Raw genomic sequence first — 16241 nt, 5'->3', positions numbered from 1 at the left:
ATAAATGCATATTTCTGTAAATACCGAATCTATAATGGGTACCGGAAACAGTTATCTGTTTTGTTCTCGTCCAGTTCCAATGAGCTCCTTGTACGATTGCCTTAATAATCCAATAGTTCTCAAAAACTTCCTGTTTTGATAGCTTTAGATTGATGGTGACAAATACTTCGTTTAGGACCATTGAATAAATCCGAAGCTTTCAGCAAACGAATTCACACGCCACTCACCAACCGCCAATTTGTCATCAAACTTTCAATGACTTACTCACGAAGACTCGCTGTAAAATGGAGACATTCTGAATTTCCGTTTTAACTCCTGCCGGTAATTAAAGATCCATTCAGCTGCACAGACCTTCCAGTTGTTAACCGGGTAACCTGTTGAGGTTTTCCATGCCCTTAGCTCATGTTCTTCATAAAAATCCCGGGCAGCCAATAACACTCCCTTTTGATCAAAATAAATTTCAATACTGGCCAATGATGGCGGCACGGAAGTGCCTAATCCTTCATCACTTAGTGGAACAATCTTTACGCTGTTCCTGGGTGATTTATGGACGTTCGGAACGATCCGCTTTGCTTTACGCTTCATGCCATTTTCATTTGATCGTTCAACTTACCGGAGTTCATCAGCGCCTGGATGTCTTCAAGGTTGTAATAAGTTATACCACCCAACTTTTTAAAAGGGATCAGGCCTTTGTCGCGAAGGTATTGAAGCTTGCTTTCTGAAAGGCGCAGCATCTTTTTGATCTCGAACGCTTTAAGCCATTGGTGTCCCGGATGGCCGGTCTGTTCTTTTAATAGCTTTTTGATGTCAACAATCAGCTGTTGCTTAAAATCGATCAAGTCCTGCACCGTGATCAACTGATCACGGTGAACTTTGGGAAAGTCATTTGAAGTTTCATTATAATTTGCCATAGCTTAAAAATTTAGCACAGCAAATGTGAGGAAGGGCAAAATATATTTTTCACACCTCATGTACGAGGTAGGTGTTTTTTATTGTGATTCTTATAAATGACAGTTATTAGGATGAATAACTGCAATGACAATATTTTGCATGCAGCCTGTTTAAATGTCAATGCAATTAAATGATTGCCCTATTATATTAGATGATATAATTATTGTAAAATTGATTCACATTAATTTATTGTATGTCACAATACGAAGGCGTATCCGATGAAGAACTTCCAGACAATTTCGGCTACACTCACAGAAGTCTGTTTTTTCTTTCTGTAGCACTTGGAGAGATATTGATTATCTCTAAGCCACACCGGAAAAAAGAAGAATTAGATTTTCTAAATAATTTCATTTTCAAAAAGTATAACGTTAGCCTTTTATATACTTTTACTATGGAATATTGTAAGCTCTTAGAATCAAATAAGGGTAATAGTAATTATGCTGGATTACACAAACTAAACAGAAAAGTTGCTTATCTAAAGGGTAAATCTTATCAGAAAGATTTTGAATCTAATGGAGAGCGGATTGACAAACTAATAAATTCGGATTTCTATAAACATTTGAGAATGTTACGGGATAAGACATTTGCGCATACCGATAAATCCAAAACCGGAAACAACTTTAATATTCACGCTTTTACAGACGAACAGTTGATAACTGCAAAATCACATTTCAATGAAATGAACAGCATCCATAGTGTTTGTGCCAAATATTTCAAGGTTGAATTTATTATTTCTCTCGATGACGATAGTTCTGATTTGTTTGTGGCACGACAGGGCAAGTATCTAAAGCATTATAAGGAAAATACAAAAGATGATTGGGATGTAGATTAGTCAATTGTCTCTAAACTTCGCAATCTAAAAATAATCGCTATCCAAATATATTGATGTGTATAAACATTGATACGGTAGAAATTAAATCATTCAATTTGTTTGTTATTATTTGAAAATGAGCTATGTTTTTAAGATAAATATTTCCGAAAAGTAATTTAATAGATTAAGCGATTGTAATGGCCTTTCATAATAATGATATTTTCTTAATACTATAATGCACAATACCTAACTTATATATTCACTTTAATAAGCTCTAATGGCAGAAGATTTAATTGATGAAAACGGAAGAATTGCCAAAGTCGCTAATAACAAGTTTAATACAGAAAGATTAAATGTTCAGCCAATACATAAAATAATTGATAAATTAAACTGGTACCGATCACTCTTCGGCAAGGTTCATGATTTACCGGAAGAGCAGTATGAATTGCTAAAAAAATGTAGCAACATTTTTCAATTTAAAATCAGTTGTAAAAGCTGTTAGTTTGCCAAGGCATCTGGTCAGAATATCCCATAACACAAATATTTTTTCTGGCAGGTCGAAACCGGTAAGTTATTTTACAAGTATAGAAGATATCCTCGCCCCACCATCACATTTAGTCAAAATTAACAGATGCAATATTGAGAGGCAAAGAGTGCTTTATTGCTCTCTTGATGAAGCCTCTGCATTTTGGGAGACTAAGCCTAAATATGGGGATATAATAACAGTTACTCGGTTTGTACTGAAAAATGGTGCTGAATCCACATGCTCCGTAATTATTCCTGAACCATTTTCAGCTGAAAATTTTTCAGATCCACTACGATTAGTTTATTCCTTGATTAGGGAGTTTTTCGTAGATGTATTTACATTAAAAGTAGACAGAAGTAGGCCTAGAGATTATCTATTTAGTGCAGTCATTAGTTCCGAACAATTATTCTATCCTATCCGCTCAAAAGATGATGTCGAAGCAATAATTTATCCGTCTGTACAGAGGAAAGGATTTGGCGATAACATTGCTTTAAGAAATGATGTTTTTTTGCAGAAATATTTTTTTGTGTCTGCAGAAACTAGGTTTATTCTTGATGAGTATATTGAACATGATCCAATGTCTCAAGAACCAACAGCAGATCAAGTAATGGCTTCCTTTTATTCATACTCGTATAATCCTATAACGTCCAAGATATCTTACAATTCCAAAGTGGACGAAATATTTGAATTACTTAAAAAATTTCAAGACCCTAAAAACCCACAAACGCGTATTGACAACGGTCCTGATATACCAAAAAATATTGCTTTCAATATGAGCGATCCGGAATTTATTATTCCTGAATATTTGGAAGAGTTTCGACGTAACAATAATGCTCAAGACAAGGGAACTCCAGACGAAAAATAGCTAATTCTTACTGAATTACAGGAATTTCAAATTATCTCGACGGGAACTTTGAGATGTCGATTCGTTTGTAAATAATCCGGCAACAGTTAGATTGGTTAATTGCTTCAAGTATCAACTTATTGGCGCAACTTAAAATTTTGTTGTCCGTTTTTGCTTGATAATTTCTTGCCTTGAACTTCTAACTGGCAATAATTATTGTATGGTTTTTTTATTAATAAAAAATAAACTGAACAAGTTACTTTGATAAATGCTTATTTAACGTACTTTTGTTGTACTGTTATTATTATACATGAGCAAAGAACCAAACAAAAATCAATCTTTAAAATATTTAACCGACTTGGTTTCCGCTGGCTTATTGGGCGATGTAAGGAAAGTGGAAGCGGTTGCTCTAAGCTTGGCCAGGTCTATTAAGCAAACAGATCCTGAAATTTCTAAAGAAATTCAGGCTATCATTAGTACAAGGTCAACGGGCGGACTGAATGCAATCAGATCATCCGGCGCGGGGCTTACGCCAATACCAACGGACACAGAAACACACTTGGAAATGGCACAGGTAAAAAGTCCAACATTGATTGAAGGTGATGTTCCGGTATTTAATCTGGTATTACGGAATCAGATCGAAGATATTTTAGAGGAGAGAAACAATCTTAAAGTTTTATTGGAAGAAGGAATTAAGCCTTCTTCAAGCTTATTGCTTATTGGGCAACCAGGAACCGGTAAAACCATGTTAGCTCATTTTATTGCTAAAAGACTTGATAAAAATTTAGTCATCATGGATCTTTCTGCCAGTATCTCCAACTTAATGGGTAAAACAGGAACGAACATAAAAAAAGTATTGAATTTTGCCAAATCAACCGGTTCGGTACTTTTACTTGATGAATTTGATGCCATAGCAAAGAAGCGCGATGACAATAGCGATTTAGGCGAAATTAAGCGAGTTGTTAATGTTCTTTTGATGGAACTAGAGGATTGGCCGATATCATCAATGGTTATTGCGACAAGTAACCACCCTGAACTTTTAGACAGGGCGATATGGCGGCGTTTCGATCATATAATTGAGATACCTATTCCTGATCTTGAAGAAAGAAACGAATTACTTAAACAAAACTTAGATAAGTATTTCTCGCAGGATCTTCAAATTATGCCAATACCCTTAATTTCTGAAATGCTGGCAGAAAAGAGTGCTGCTGATATCTGCAAATTTTCAAATAATGTAAAGAAACGGGTTGTTATAAAAAATGAAGCTTTTGCTACAGCGACCCTTAACGAATTAGAAAATTTTTGTTCCGACAAAAAAATCAGGGGAAAATTTTGCGTCCTCGCGAAGAAGATGCTCGGAAAAGATATGACGGTCAGAAAATTAGCAGACATAACTGGACTTAGCCCCGCAGGCGTACAACATCACTTAGCTAAATCAAAATCTCATGAGTAACAAAAGAAGACCCATCCTTTACAAAGGAGAGCTATACAGTAAGTCAGTTACCAAACGATCATCTGGCGGCGGCAAACCTTTACCGGCAACCTTTGACGAGGCCAAGGAGAAGATTATTGGTGATATAGACGCAGCAACCGGGATTTTACGTCAGATGCCTAATAACTCTAAACTTCCGAATGAGGTTGTTTTGTGTATGAGAATGCACCCTGATTTTTCGGCTAAAAGCTATTATCCTGATTCCATATTTGACGGGACTACCGAGCGATTTGGCTTACAGGAAATAGGCTCCAGGGTTTGGCGGGCGGCCGATTATGCTGAAAAAGGAGGAAATGATCCTTTATCGCAAGGCAAGTTGTTTTTTGTGAGAGGAACGGAAAATAGCTTAGTTAGGTTCAAAGCGCAATTGAATAAACCAGAGTTGAGCTTAACTAAAAGCTTTACCGAAGATGTTAGAAAATTAGTGAGCGTTGATTTGCTTTCAGAAAATGAACAAATCGTTGGTATTCCTGATGATTGGGAAAGCGGCCGGCTAGAGGCCGTACTTCACCCTTTCGATATCGATCAAGAAGCCGCTTTAAATCAATTTTTTAATCTTGTAAGTATAGCTGGTGTGGATTTGGATCAGGTTCGCTATAAGCAATATGAAGAAGGAATAACTTTCATAAGTTTAATTGGTAATCGTGACGTATTATCAATACTTGCTGGCTACAACCCTTTAAGAACACTACACCCTTTAAATATCAGGGATTTTTCAAAAATAAATCGCGGGTCTATACAAACTGGCGCACCAAGACCTCCGGAGTTCACCATTAAGCCAACGGTCACAGTAGGAGTTATCGATGGCGGTTATACTGCGGGAAATCCCGCTTTAGATCCTTACGTAGAGTATGAAGAATGGGTTACCGGCGCACCTGCGGACGCTTACTGCGATCATGGAACCCAAGTAACCAGTGCCGTATTGTACGGCGCTCTGAACAGGTTTAGGAATTCTGATCAGCTGCCAGAACCATCAGTATCTGTAAAAAACTTCCGTGTATTATCGGTAGACACAAGCGATCCTGATCTATATGAGGTTATTGATGCTATAGAAGGAATCGTTCCGGCCAATAATCATATAAAGGTTTACAATCTAAGTTTAGGCCCTAACGGTCAAATATTAGATGACCATATTTGTCGGTTTACGTTTGCCTGTGACATGCTTATTCAAAAGCATGATATTTTATTTTGCACAGCAGTAGGAAATGATGGCGACATAGATGGTTATAACAGAATTCAGGCGCCTTCCGATATGGTTAATGGTTTAGCTATTGGTGCTTATTCAAAGGTGGATAGCAACATATTTAGAGCGCCTTACAGTTGTATTGGGCCAGGTCGGGAAGGCAATAAACTAAAACCTGACCTCTCTGCATTCGGCGGATGCTCTCAAACTCCAATCCATTTGATGAATCACGTGGGTGGCTCCAGGATAATGAATGCGGGAACCAGTTTTTCTAGTCCAATAGCCAGCGCCACAACTGGCCAATTAGTGGGCTATAGTGATGATGCAATAAATATATTGATTGCACGTGCCCTAGTAATTCATGGGGTATCAGAAACAGGAACAGGCCATAACTATGAAATAGGACACGGAGTCTTGCCGGATGACATCCAGCAGTTTGCTACTTGTCCTGATAAATCGTACACGTTGATATATAACGGCGAAATAGAACCAGGTAAATTTATTGAATTACCTATTCCGTGGTCTGAGGACATCACCACCGGAAATATTAATTTTAGGTGGACAGCTGCTGTGCTTACCAATGTTGACCCACAAAGCCCTGATGATTATTCTACCTCATCCATTGTTACTTCGTTTTATCCTAACACCTCAAAATATATTTTCAAACGGGCTGGCAAAACAACACAGGTAGATATCGCGGCTGAGCCGAATAGAGTAGCGCAATTAGAAGCAGATGGATGGGTACGGGAGGCACAATTTCCAGTTAGTGAATCAGGACAAACTCCGTATCAGGCTGAAAACGAACTACGCGCTGATTATAAGTGGGATAGTTTGGAGTCAAGAAGAAAAAACAAAAGGGCAGACAATATTAGAAACCCTATGTTTCACTTACATGCGCTGGAAAGAGGAAGAAGATATAACTCAGCAAAAATAAAGTATGCTTTAGTTTTGACAGTAATATCTCCCAAATCCAGTGTGGATTTGTACAGTAAAATCCGTGCAAAATACAGTGCGCTTGTTCCGGTAAACTTAGAAATTGTAGCCCGTGCTTCTGCTTCAGCTTCTGTTTAGTCAGTACTGAGGATTGATTGATAGTTGGTTCATACGAAACCTTATTTTTGAAAATGGAAGACCTTATCCAAGATACTGTTAACTACAATAGCGCCTACATCAGTCTTAGCCTGTTAGATGAGCTGGATTATTGCCTAGGAGGCTACGGCAAGCCGACACCTGAGTTTATCTTTTCGCTGAACACATTTGTAGAATCTTTTATTGGCTGTTCAGAATTTTACACATCACTGGATGAATTGAATCATTTAAGTTTGACGGCACCTGCAATTTTTCCTACAGGCCGGCCCATACTCAATATGCTTGTGCGTGAGACCGGCTTAAAGTTCGTAAGTGGGGTGTTGGAAACACCTGGCCGGGTAATCTATAGGGGTAACCGTGACGGGAAGAGCAAAAAGGAAGCCGAACAAGAGTTCATTACCGAGTATGGTCGAAAGTTAAAAACAGATTATTTCATACAAAGCGATGTATCTAAACCGGCAACCAAGCTTCCGCTGGTAACGGGGGCATTTAATGACAACGATGAATTTATTGTTACCGAAGTCCAAACAAGTTCTCATGATTTGATCAGCAATCTGATCAGTGTATCGAATACCTCCACGATTCAAACTACACTTCCTATCGGATTGTACGGTCAGCAGGTCAACGAAATTGCAAGAACACCATACTCGATAGAAGCACTGGAGAAATTAGCAAAATTACATCAAGTTCAGCTTGAAGACTTGTTAGAAAGTTTGGGCTATCATTATTTACCCATACCGCCATTTACAACGATACTACTTGCTCAACTGGATAAAATCGACCAAATACCAGCTAAATTGGCTCAACTGCGTGCTGACTTTCAGGAACTAAGGGAGCACTTTATACTGTTGGAACGGCAAATTCAAGAATCGCCAACCATTCGGGAACAACTGGACGCACGCAAAGCTTTCAATACTTTTTGGACGACCTTTGTTAAAAAATATGTTGACCCCAGTCATCGTCTGCTTCATAATCACTTGGATGTTTTTCAGAATGCAGACCTTGACAAAAGCGCAAATACTTTCCTGAAATCGCATGATTTGAAGGATGGTCTGAAAGAAATAAATTTTGCCAAGATAGCCGGCAAGGTCTTAACTCATTCTATGGATTGGTTTAAGGACCGTAAAGTGATTAACCGGTTCAAGGGTTTGACCAATATATGGGAACTTTTTCAAAATAGTACCAATATCAACCAACAATTGAAGCATTTTGAAAGGCTCTTCGGGGTTAGTTTTAGCAATGCTGAATTAAAGCGCATTCACGAATTTATTAACAAGAAAGTGACGAACATTCCCAAAAAGATCTCAGCTTAATATGTCTTATTTTAACAAACCTGCGACCGATATTTTTATTCCTGATGGCAACGGCTTTCAGCAGGCACCGCTTGAAATGTCCGGCTTATCCTTTAATGATTGTATGACGTTTTTAGGTTATCACAGGGATCAGGTCATGATTTTATATAGCAGCCAGAGTGACAAAATAACTAATATAGCATTTGAGATTTTCACCCGGAATATTGTCTTTATTCGTACAGATAAGAAGATCACCTTCATTTCGGATCGTGACTTGAAAAAAGCGCTAACAGGATTTTCCGTCACAAAGTATTATACGAGTGGTGAGATCAAGAACATCCTGGAATCTGGCATTGAAAATGAATCACTAACTGTAGATTATCTAGCGAGTGTTCTGAAATTGACTAATGTGTCCAGAAACGGGATGTTCTATGCATCACGGATCAAAACTTACCTGTATTTTACCAATGGATTACTGAGTAATTTTCTATACGACGACGGGTTTAGCACCGGGGCTAAAGAATTAAAACAAGTCAACAAAACAGTTTATGATATTCTGGCTCGTGCCGCTTATAAGTACCGGTCGGGAGACGATTTTGGTGCGCAAAAGGAAATCAATATTCAATCCGAGGCCTGGTCGGCAATTCCTAACGCTTTTGGCAATGAATTTATTCCTTTGCATACCTATGATGGCGGTTTGGTTAACCTCCATATGATCCGAGTTTGTCATTATGGGCATCCAATAACCCGATTGGCATTTCAGGAAATTAATTATGGGCGTTATCAGGTCATTAGCGGCAATGGAACAGGTGATGTGGTATTGCGTCTTGGCCATTTCGATTATCGCTTTTCTAATACAGGCGACCTGATAGAGTTTAAACCATTGTAAAGTTATTTGATTATTGTTAACGTCAAATTTCGCTAATGATCTTACAAAGCTTTGGATCGAAGTGCATATAAGAGAAATTCAGCTTGATAAAGGATTTTAAATGCAGGATATAATCTCGTATTTCCTGGGTAGCTGCCTGGTCTGAAACCAATATCATTTGCTCTGCTTGTTGGGCTTGAGGGAAAAGATTGTATTCCAGTAATTGACCGATACCTAAACGAATAGAGGTCAATAAATTGTTGTAAGTCTTAATTTCATAAAAGATATAGCCCGTATCAGTTTTTCTGGTAATATCTATTCGGCAGCCACCGTAGGCTGTGCATTCGCGCTTCACATCTTCTTTACTTTTATATTGATCTTGCAAGAACAGTAGGAGTTTTTCTTGAAGGTCGTTATGACGAAATTCCATTTCCCGCTCTGTCGTATAACTTTTTCGCTTACCTCTCTTTTTAGATCAGCTTCCATGCTGCCGGAACCAAAGGAGAAAGGCTGCTTAATCTTCGCTTCGTATTTGCCGGTTAGCTTTTCATCGACATGATAAAGCACATAATGATCGGCCGGGATATCATCCGGGTTATCTACTTCGATAAGTTGCAAGGGCAAATCTGTTAATTGTGCCGCGTTAAATTTAATATTAATAAGCGCTGTCGGATCAGTCTTTACCCATTGATCAAGCATGGTTCCATCAAGGTCAACCGCTTTAAGATCCTGTTTCATCTGGTCAAACCACCCATTGTCTCTATAATCCTGTAGCACGGCAGCAGCTTCTTCCGGGGAGATCACTTCCACGTTTTTTAATGTGGTTACCCAGTATTGGGTAACGTTTAAAGAGTTGCGGGTGAACAGGGAAAGGTCGAAGACTTTGCCTGTATACTTGGATTTGAATTTATGGATAGGTTCCAGGAAGCCATACTTAAGCTTTTCGATGATTTGATCAGTATCGAACAACCATTCTTCGTGACCGAACCCATGGTCGTTTTCATGGCTCTTGCTGAGTGCTTTACCCGCCCGACCGGATGGTTTGATCCAACCATTGGTATTCCATGTGATCCTGGCTAGTCTTTTTTCTTTGTAAAGTCTTTTTCTTAAATGGTCATAATGCTGATCGTAGGCTTTGATATAGGCCTTGGTCTCGGCAATTAAGCGTTCCCAGGTATAGTTGGGAACATCCGAAAATTTGATTTTTATCCATTGCCAGTCTATTTCATTTTTGAAATCCCATAAAATTCCTTTCTGCTCATCATTTAACTCTTTCTTGGTTTTGATATAACCATCCAGTTTATAACCAATGAACTGATTAGGCGCGTTAACCTCCACATTAAAGAAAATGTCCTTGTCCTCTTCCTTAAAGACACGCGGCCACATATACGGCGCGATATTCGCAGAAAAAGCAGTCAGCCAGTTGGAATCCTTTTTTAGTTTGTAACCATCAGTTGCTACCTGTGCAGCCCAATAGTTTACTTTGGCAATCAGAGGATATAATTTATTAGGGTAGACCTGATGGGCGGGCTCATCTTTACGATATGGCTTATTAAAGACCGAATTGTAATATTGCAATTCTTCCAGCGTAAAAAAATTATAGCCTCCTTCGTAATAGGTCATTTTATAGCCCAGCGCTTCTTTAAAATAATTCCGGTAGGGATCGTTTGACTCAAACTTGATGTCTGTCCTGCCGATTATCCTCAATGCACGATAGGCGAGGTATTTAAAAGGATATTCTTTTTCATTTACGATGAAATAATGCTGGCTCCAAACATGGTCTTTCGGAATTCCTTCTTGGTCAATAAGGTTCGCAGCATTTTCGACCAGGTTTTGAGTTAATATATCCAGCTTCATGATGGTTCAAGTAAATATGATAAAGTTGTTTGCTAAGTTAATATTTTAGGCTTTGTATAACGCGCTAAGCCGTTGAAGACAAATTAAACTTATGGCGTGGTTTCGATAAAACGTCGTCAGGTTAATGAAGACAACAGCTCCAGAAGCTTTTTCGCATCTCATTCGGCATCTTCCCACAGGTTAAACCAGCTCGTTTTATCATCATATCTGTTGTGCTAAGTAGACGGAAGGCGTCGCTAAACCGAACATTTGCGATAAGCATATGACAAAACGCAAATACGCCCCGAAATGATCCCGCCAATTTGTTTAGATTATTCAACAATGGATAACTATTTATATGCTGGGTTTGTAAACTCAATATGGCTTCTAGGTAAAAGATGCTGATTATACCAATAAATGTTAACGAGCATTTTATCATTGTTTTTGTAAGCCCGCATTAAAATTGAAAGTTATTTAATGCAGGCTTAATATTTATCAATCCATATTCAGGCGGGATTTTAAATTTCTCATATCTTCTTTAAGTTTACGTTCAACCACTCTAGCATAAATCTGTGTTGTGGTAATTTTTGTATGACCTAAGATTTTGCTAACAGTTTCAATAGGAACCCCATTAGATAAAGTTACAGTTGTAGCAAAAGTATGCCTGGCAATATGAAACGTTACTTTTTTTGTTATCCCGCATAAGTCGGCTATCTCCTTTAAATAACTATTGACCTTTTGATTCGATACTGTTGGAAATACCCGGCCATCCGAAAGTGATCTTATATTGTCCTCGTATTTATCTAAAATTTTTAATGCTGGTGGAAGTAGCGGTACATTAACCGGTATTAATGTTTTTTCACGGCAAGTCCTGATCCATCTTTCACCGTCGCTACTGGCAATGATGTGTGCCGGAGTTAAATTGATCATGTCCACATAAGACAATCCGGTATAACAGCAAAAAACAAACATATCCCGTACCATATCCAGCCTGGCAATCGACAACTTTTTCTCTTCCATATCCGCCAATTCCTTTTCAGATAATTGTTCACGGTTTACCTTTTGGATCTTTAACTTGTAGGTAGCAAATGGATCGTTTGTTATCCATTGTAAATTTAAAGCCAGATTAGTCATTTTTTTCAGCCTGATAATATGCTTCATCACACCGTTATTATTTAGTGGTTGTTGGTGATCTTTAGGTTTATGGTTGCGGAGATAAACCTCGAAGTCTTTTACAAACTTATAATCTAACTGATGTAAGTAAATATCTGTTGCATTAAATTGAGTTTCCAGAAACTTCACTAAATAGCGCTGGGTGACATAATAATGTTTGAGTGTACTCCACTTTAAATCTTCGGTAGAAGTTTCGTTATGGTACGTTATAAGACGGCTCAGAGAATAAACCTGAGCTTCCTCTCCAAGGTAAAGGTCTTTTACTGCTTTCGCCGATAACATTTTCCTTTTGATCTGAAGTTCTTTGTAGCTATTGCCAATGGCAAGCCTTACTTCCTCCAGGTAGTTATTAATGGACTTAACCTCTTCCTTATTTCCTTTAGCGGCACCTTTGCCGCCATCCCAATTTTTGGGATCAACATTTTGCTTTAAAGCAATATAAGCGCGTTGACGGTTTACCGTCACGCAGGCATAAATAGGTTCTTTTCCGTCTTTCGCTTTGTCAGGACGGGTGGTAAAATGAATACCGAACGACTGTGATGTTTGCATAAAATCTAATTTTTAAGTTTTAAATGTTTATTAATACATCCCGTTTTTAGGTAACACAACAGGTAACACAAACACAATATAAATTGACTAAAATAATCAACTTTTAACGCGTAATAAACTGTATTTCAATTCATTGAAGCGGTTTGTGTTACCTAAGTTAAAAATTAAAAACAGGTAGTCGGATAGGTAACGAGAACCTTGGCTTTACAAAGGGTTGGTAAGGGTATAATTAATGAAAAAACCCCTTAAATCAGCGATTTAAGGGGTTTGTAGGTGTAGAGATTGTCTACTCAGTGCGCCCACCTGGGCTCGAACCAGGGACCAAAAGATTATGAGTCTTCTACTCTAACCGACTGAGCTATAGGCGCGGTTATTTTGTTTTTGTTTGCGGGTGCAATTTTACATATTTGCGGCCATATCTCAAACTCTTTTTATGGAAAATATTAAAAATATCATCTTTGATTATGGTAACGTTATTTTCAGTATCGACTTTCTCCGGGTTCAACAATCATGGAATCAATTAGGTATAAGTAACCCCGAAGCGTTTTTTGGCCACAAAACTCAGGATGAAATTTTTGATAAATTTGATCGCGGCGAGGTTACTGCAACACAATTCAGGGATTACGTAAGGGAAAAAACAAACAACCTATCCCTTACGGATGATCAGATTGATGCCGCATGGAACAGTATCCTGGTCGGAATTGCCGAAGGAAATCACGAATTACTGTTAAAGCTGAAAGACAAATACCGTACTTTTTTGCTTAGTAATATTAACGCTATCCATTACGATTATATCATGAACTATCTTAAAACCGATTTCGGTTTTGACGGAAACGATCACCTGTTCGAAAAAACATATTACTCGCACCTTACAGGCAAACGCAAGCCAGAGCCTGCCATTTTTGAACAGGTACTTAAGGAAAATAATTTAATATCCGAAGAAACCTTATTTATTGACGATAGTCCGCAGCATTTGGAGGCCGCAAAAAAGTTGGGTATCCAAACCTTTCTAATGACAGCTCCAGATACAATACAGTCCTTTGCAAAAAGAGAGCAATTAATTTAATAAATGCCCTCTTTGTATGGTAGTTTTATAAGTTAGCGCTTCGGCGCTTTCTTTCTTTTGTTATTAAACTTAACTCGCGGCTCATTTGCCCGGCTATAGCCGTATTTTCCTGTGCACGGCGAAATAAATATGGCAGTACAGCCTTTACCGGTCCATAAGGCACATATTTAGCCACATTATAATCGGCATGGGCGAGGTTAAAGCTCAAGTTATCGCTCATGCCAAGCAATTGCGAAAAATAAACATGTGGATGTTTATGATCAATACCTTTATTGTCCAGTAATTCGGCCAGCAAACGGCAGCTTTCTTCATTGTGTGTACCTGCAATAAAAGCTATTTCATTGATATGACTGGTACAATAATCAAGCGCCGAATCATAATCAAGATCAGCAGATTTTTTATCGGGCTGAATTGGCGATGGGTAGCCCTTTTCTTCAGCACGTTTACGTTCTTTTTCCATGTAAGCACCGCGTACTATTTTTGCTCCCAATATAAAGCCTTCGCTTTGAGCAATTGCATGATCATTTAACATCGAAGCCAGTTTATCATGCCTGTACATTTGATAGGTATTATAAACTATCGGCCTTTGCTTGTTAAATTGAGTCATCATGGTAAGCGCCAAAAGATCAATGGTATCCTGGATCCAGCTTTCTTCGGCATCTATCATTACCGGTACGTTGTTTTTGAACGCTTTATCACAAATGGCCAGCACGCGGTTTTGTACCCTTCTCCACTCCTCTTCTTCAGTATCGTTTAATTTAAGACGGGCATCCAATTTTTCAAGCAGGCCAAAGCGGCCTACACCAGTTACTTTAAATACGGTAAGGGGGATGGCTTTATCTTTCGCTGCACGCTCAATGGTTCGGATAATCTCATCGCGGGTATTATCAAATACGGTTTCTTCATCCTCTCCCTCTACTGAATAATCCAAGATAGTACCTACCCTGCCGCTGTAAAGATTTTTAATGGTATTATCACATTCGGCAATGGTTTCACCGCCGCAAAAATGTTTAAATATGGTAGCTTTGATAATATTCTTTATCGGCAAACCAATTTTCATGGCAAAATTGGTAACTGGCGGGCCTATCTTTACCAAAAAGTTAATATTGATCATCCTGAACAGCCAGTAGGCCCGGTTAAGATCGGTATTGGATGAATGGCGAAAAGCTATTTCTGTATTTTCGAACGAGGGCGTATTTCGTCCTTGATTATTGTTAGTTTCAAAAGAGGTCATCTGCAAAATTATAAAATGATAACTCATAATTGCATGAATAGTTTATTTTTGCCATCCCATGATCGAATTTAAGTTAGAAGGGGACTTTATCCCCATGATCCAGCTACTCAAGGCTGCGAACTTAGTGCAAACCGGCGGCGAGGCGCAAATAGTTGTAACTGAAGGCCTCGTGAAGTACAACGGCGTAGTTGACTACAGAAAACGCCTCAAAGTAAAAAGAGGTGACGCAGTTGAGTTCGACGGAAATAAAATTATAGTCATATAATAATGAACACTATTTTAAGCGATAATTACTCGGTTTATTTTGATAATAGCCTTGATGAATTAGTTGATTTTGTTAAAAAAGGCAACTATTCAAAATTCTTTATTTTAACCGACGAAAATACAGGCGAACACTGCCTGCCCTTACTTACCAGCAAACTTACAGATTTTAATAATTACGACCTGATCGAGGTTTCATCGGGCGAGGAAAGCAAAAACATTGATTTTTGTGTTGGGGTTTGGAAAATGCTGATTGACTTTGGTGCCGATCGTAAAAGCCTTATGATTAACTTAGGTGGCGGTGTTATTACAGATATGGGAGGCTTTGCCGCTTCTACCTATAAAAGAGGGATAGATTTTGTACAGGTGCCAACTACCCTCCTTTCACAGGTTGATGCCTCTGTGGGCGGCAAAACAGGTATCGATGTTGACGGCATAAAAAATATTATCGGGACATTTACTATGCCTAAAGCTGTGTTTATAGCGCACGAGTTTTTACAAAGCCTTCCGCCTCGCCAGATCCTTTCGGGTTTGGCCGAAATGCTTAAACATGGTTTAATTGTTGATGCCAATTATTGGAATCAACTTAAAAACAGCGACCTGAAAAATCCTTCGGTTGAACTTGTTCACCGCTCCGTAGAAATCAAGAATAAAATCACTATTGAGGACCCGCACGAGAAAGGCATTCGCAAGGCGTTAAACTTTGGGCATACTATCGGGCATGCGGTTGAAACATACTCTCTATTACATGACGAAGACAGCCTTTCGCACGGTGAAGCAGTGGCTATCGGCATGATCTGCGAATCATACCTCGCCCACAAAAAAGCGGGATTGTCTTCAGGCGAACTTCATGAAATTGTAACAGTATTAACCGCTCTTTATCCGAGATATACCATCGACGAAAACAGTTTTGATGAGTTGTTACTGAACATGAAAAAGGACAAAAAGAACGTTGGAGACGAAATTAATTGCACCCTGTTAACACATATAGGTGAGTTTAGTATTGATAATGTGTGTACTGCCGACGAACTTTGTGAAAGTTTGAGATATTACATTAACCTGTAAC

The 16241-nt window shown here is 38.6% G+C and carries 16 protein-coding genes and 1 tRNA gene; 10 read left to right on the top strand and 7 right to left on the bottom strand.

The window, feature by feature from the left end:
• Positions 1–264: 264 nt before the first annotated feature.
• Both ACQ86K_RS12175 and ACQ86K_RS12170 read right to left on the bottom strand, forming a co-directional pair.
• Positions 265–585, bottom strand: a complete 321-nt coding sequence (locus tag ACQ86K_RS12175; protein ID WP_157526480.1) for a hypothetical protein — start codon at positions 583–585, stop codon at positions 265–267.
• Positions 582–911: a helix-turn-helix domain-containing protein gene (locus ACQ86K_RS12170; RefSeq protein WP_157526481.1), complete on the bottom strand. Its 330-nt coding sequence runs from the start codon at positions 909–911 to the stop codon at positions 582–584. Before ACQ86K_RS12170 ends, ACQ86K_RS12175 begins: the two co-directional genes overlap by 4 nt.
• 233 nt (positions 912–1144) lie before the next feature.
• Between ACQ86K_RS12170 and ACQ86K_RS12165 the strand changes: the two genes are divergently transcribed.
• The 7 genes from ACQ86K_RS12165 (at position 1145) to ACQ86K_RS12135 (ending at position 9077) form a co-directional block, all read left to right on the top strand.
• Positions 1145–1783 (top strand): hypothetical protein, encoded by a 639-nt coding sequence (locus ACQ86K_RS12165; RefSeq protein WP_157526482.1) that lies wholly within the window; start codon positions 1145–1147, stop codon positions 1781–1783.
• A gap of 256 nt (positions 1784–2039) precedes the next feature.
• Complete coding sequence (locus ACQ86K_RS12160) at positions 2040–2264, top strand: hypothetical protein (protein ID WP_431200444.1); 225 nt, start codon at positions 2040–2042, stop codon at positions 2262–2264.
• A gap of 1 nt (position 2265) precedes the next feature.
• Complete coding sequence (locus ACQ86K_RS12155) at positions 2266–3153, top strand: RES family NAD+ phosphorylase (protein ID WP_431200443.1); 888 nt, start codon at positions 2266–2268, stop codon at positions 3151–3153.
• 289 nt (positions 3154–3442) lie between these two features.
• Positions 3443–4585 (top strand): AAA family ATPase, encoded by a 1143-nt coding sequence (locus ACQ86K_RS12150; RefSeq protein WP_157526484.1) that lies wholly within the window; start codon positions 3443–3445, stop codon positions 4583–4585.
• Positions 4578–6878: a S8 family peptidase gene (locus tag ACQ86K_RS12145; protein ID WP_157526485.1), complete on the top strand. Its 2301-nt coding sequence runs from the start codon at positions 4578–4580 to the stop codon at positions 6876–6878. The genes ACQ86K_RS12150 and ACQ86K_RS12145 overlap by 8 nt, the downstream gene beginning before the upstream one ends.
• Positions 6879–6931: 53 nt before the next feature.
• Positions 6932–8209 (top strand): hypothetical protein, encoded by a 1278-nt coding sequence (locus tag ACQ86K_RS12140; protein ID WP_157526486.1) that lies wholly within the window; start codon positions 6932–6934, stop codon positions 8207–8209.
• Position 8210: 1 nt separating this feature from the next.
• Positions 8211–9077 (top strand): hypothetical protein, encoded by an 867-nt coding sequence (locus ACQ86K_RS12135; protein ID WP_157526487.1) that lies wholly within the window; start codon positions 8211–8213, stop codon positions 9075–9077.
• A 22-nt stretch (positions 9078–9099) separates the two neighbouring features.
• Here the strand turns inward: ACQ86K_RS12135 and ACQ86K_RS12130 are convergent, their stop codons facing one another.
• The 4 genes from ACQ86K_RS12130 to ACQ86K_RS12115 form a co-directional block, all read right to left on the bottom strand.
• A complete protein-coding gene (locus tag ACQ86K_RS12130) occupies positions 9100–9441 on the bottom strand; it encodes a hypothetical protein (RefSeq protein WP_431200442.1) in 342 nt (113 codons plus the stop codon).
• Positions 9408–10913, bottom strand: a complete 1506-nt coding sequence (locus tag ACQ86K_RS12125) for a hypothetical protein (RefSeq protein ID WP_431200441.1) — start codon at positions 10911–10913, stop codon at positions 9408–9410. Before ACQ86K_RS12125 ends, ACQ86K_RS12130 begins: the two co-directional genes overlap by 34 nt.
• A gap of 474 nt (positions 10914–11387) precedes the next feature.
• Positions 11388–12614: a site-specific integrase gene (locus tag ACQ86K_RS12120; protein WP_157526489.1), complete on the bottom strand. Its 1227-nt coding sequence runs from the start codon at positions 12612–12614 to the stop codon at positions 11388–11390.
• Between the two features lie 294 nt (positions 12615–12908).
• Positions 12909–12982 (bottom strand) — tRNA-Ile (locus tag ACQ86K_RS12115).
• A 65-nt stretch (positions 12983–13047) separates the two neighbouring features.
• Between ACQ86K_RS12115 and ACQ86K_RS12110 the strand changes: the two genes are divergently transcribed.
• Complete coding sequence (locus ACQ86K_RS12110; RefSeq protein WP_176844616.1) at positions 13048–13680, top strand: HAD family hydrolase; 633 nt, start codon at positions 13048–13050, stop codon at positions 13678–13680.
• A gap of 25 nt (positions 13681–13705) precedes the next feature.
• Here the strand turns inward: ACQ86K_RS12110 and ACQ86K_RS12105 are convergent, their stop codons facing one another.
• Complete coding sequence (locus tag ACQ86K_RS12105) at positions 13706–14914, bottom strand: proline dehydrogenase family protein (RefSeq protein ID WP_091176595.1); 1209 nt, start codon at positions 14912–14914, stop codon at positions 13706–13708.
• Between the two features lie 58 nt (positions 14915–14972).
• Here ACQ86K_RS12105 and ACQ86K_RS12100 point away from each other — a divergent pair, with 58 nt between their 5' ends.
• Together ACQ86K_RS12100 and aroB are read left to right on the top strand one after the other, a co-directional pair.
• Positions 14973–15179, top strand: a complete 207-nt coding sequence (locus ACQ86K_RS12100) for an RNA-binding S4 domain-containing protein (RefSeq protein WP_091176598.1) — start codon at positions 14973–14975, stop codon at positions 15177–15179.
• A 2-nt stretch (positions 15180–15181) separates the two neighbouring features.
• Complete coding sequence (gene aroB / locus ACQ86K_RS12095) at positions 15182–16240, top strand: 3-dehydroquinate synthase (RefSeq protein ID WP_091176601.1); 1059 nt, start codon at positions 15182–15184, stop codon at positions 16238–16240.
• The last annotated feature ends 1 nt before the right edge of the window (position 16241 follow it).

Source organism: Mucilaginibacter sp. P19 (assembly GCF_050632265.1).
Classification (GTDB): domain Bacteria; phylum Bacteroidota; class Bacteroidia; order Sphingobacteriales; family Sphingobacteriaceae; genus Mucilaginibacter; species Mucilaginibacter gossypii.
Note: the sequence above shows the minus strand (reverse complement) of the source record. Positions and strands in the feature narration are given on the sequence as shown.

Bases quoted from the DNA above. Each gene is read 5' to 3' on its own strand.
- ACQ86K_RS12175 (WP_157526480.1), bottom strand. From the start codon at position 585: ATGAAGCGTAAAGCAAAGCGGATCGTTCCGAACGTCCATAAATCACCC.
- ACQ86K_RS12170 (WP_157526481.1), bottom strand. From the start codon at position 911: ATGGCAAATTATAATGAAACTTCAAATGACTTTCCCAAAGTTCACCGT.
- ACQ86K_RS12165 (WP_157526482.1), top strand. From the start codon at position 1,145: ATGTCACAATACGAAGGCGTATCCGATGAAGAACTTCCAGACAATTTC.
- ACQ86K_RS12160 (WP_431200444.1), top strand. From the start codon at position 2,040: ATGGCAGAAGATTTAATTGATGAAAACGGAAGAATTGCCAAAGTCGCT.
- ACQ86K_RS12150 (WP_157526484.1), top strand. From the start codon at position 3,443: ATGAGCAAAGAACCAAACAAAAATCAATCTTTAAAATATTTAACCGAC.
- ACQ86K_RS12145 (WP_157526485.1), top strand. From the start codon at position 4,578: ATGAGTAACAAAAGAAGACCCATCCTTTACAAAGGAGAGCTATACAGT.
- ACQ86K_RS12140 (WP_157526486.1), top strand. From the start codon at position 6,932: ATGGAAGACCTTATCCAAGATACTGTTAACTACAATAGCGCCTACATC.
- ACQ86K_RS12135 (WP_157526487.1), top strand. From the start codon at position 8,211: ATGTCTTATTTTAACAAACCTGCGACCGATATTTTTATTCCTGATGGC.
- ACQ86K_RS12125 (WP_431200441.1), bottom strand. From the start codon at position 10,913: ATGAAGCTGGATATATTAACTCAAAACCTGGTCGAAAATGCTGCGAAC.
- ACQ86K_RS12120 (WP_157526489.1), bottom strand. From the start codon at position 12,614: ATGCAAACATCACAGTCGTTCGGTATTCATTTTACCACCCGTCCTGAC.
- ACQ86K_RS12110 (WP_176844616.1), top strand. From the start codon at position 13,048: ATGGAAAATATTAAAAATATCATCTTTGATTATGGTAACGTTATTTTC.
- ACQ86K_RS12105 (WP_091176595.1), bottom strand. From the start codon at position 14,914: ATGACCTCTTTTGAAACTAACAATAATCAAGGACGAAATACGCCCTCG.
- ACQ86K_RS12100 (WP_091176598.1), top strand. From the start codon at position 14,973: ATGATCGAATTTAAGTTAGAAGGGGACTTTATCCCCATGATCCAGCTA.
- aroB (WP_091176601.1), top strand. From the start codon at position 15,182: ATGAACACTATTTTAAGCGATAATTACTCGGTTTATTTTGATAATAGC.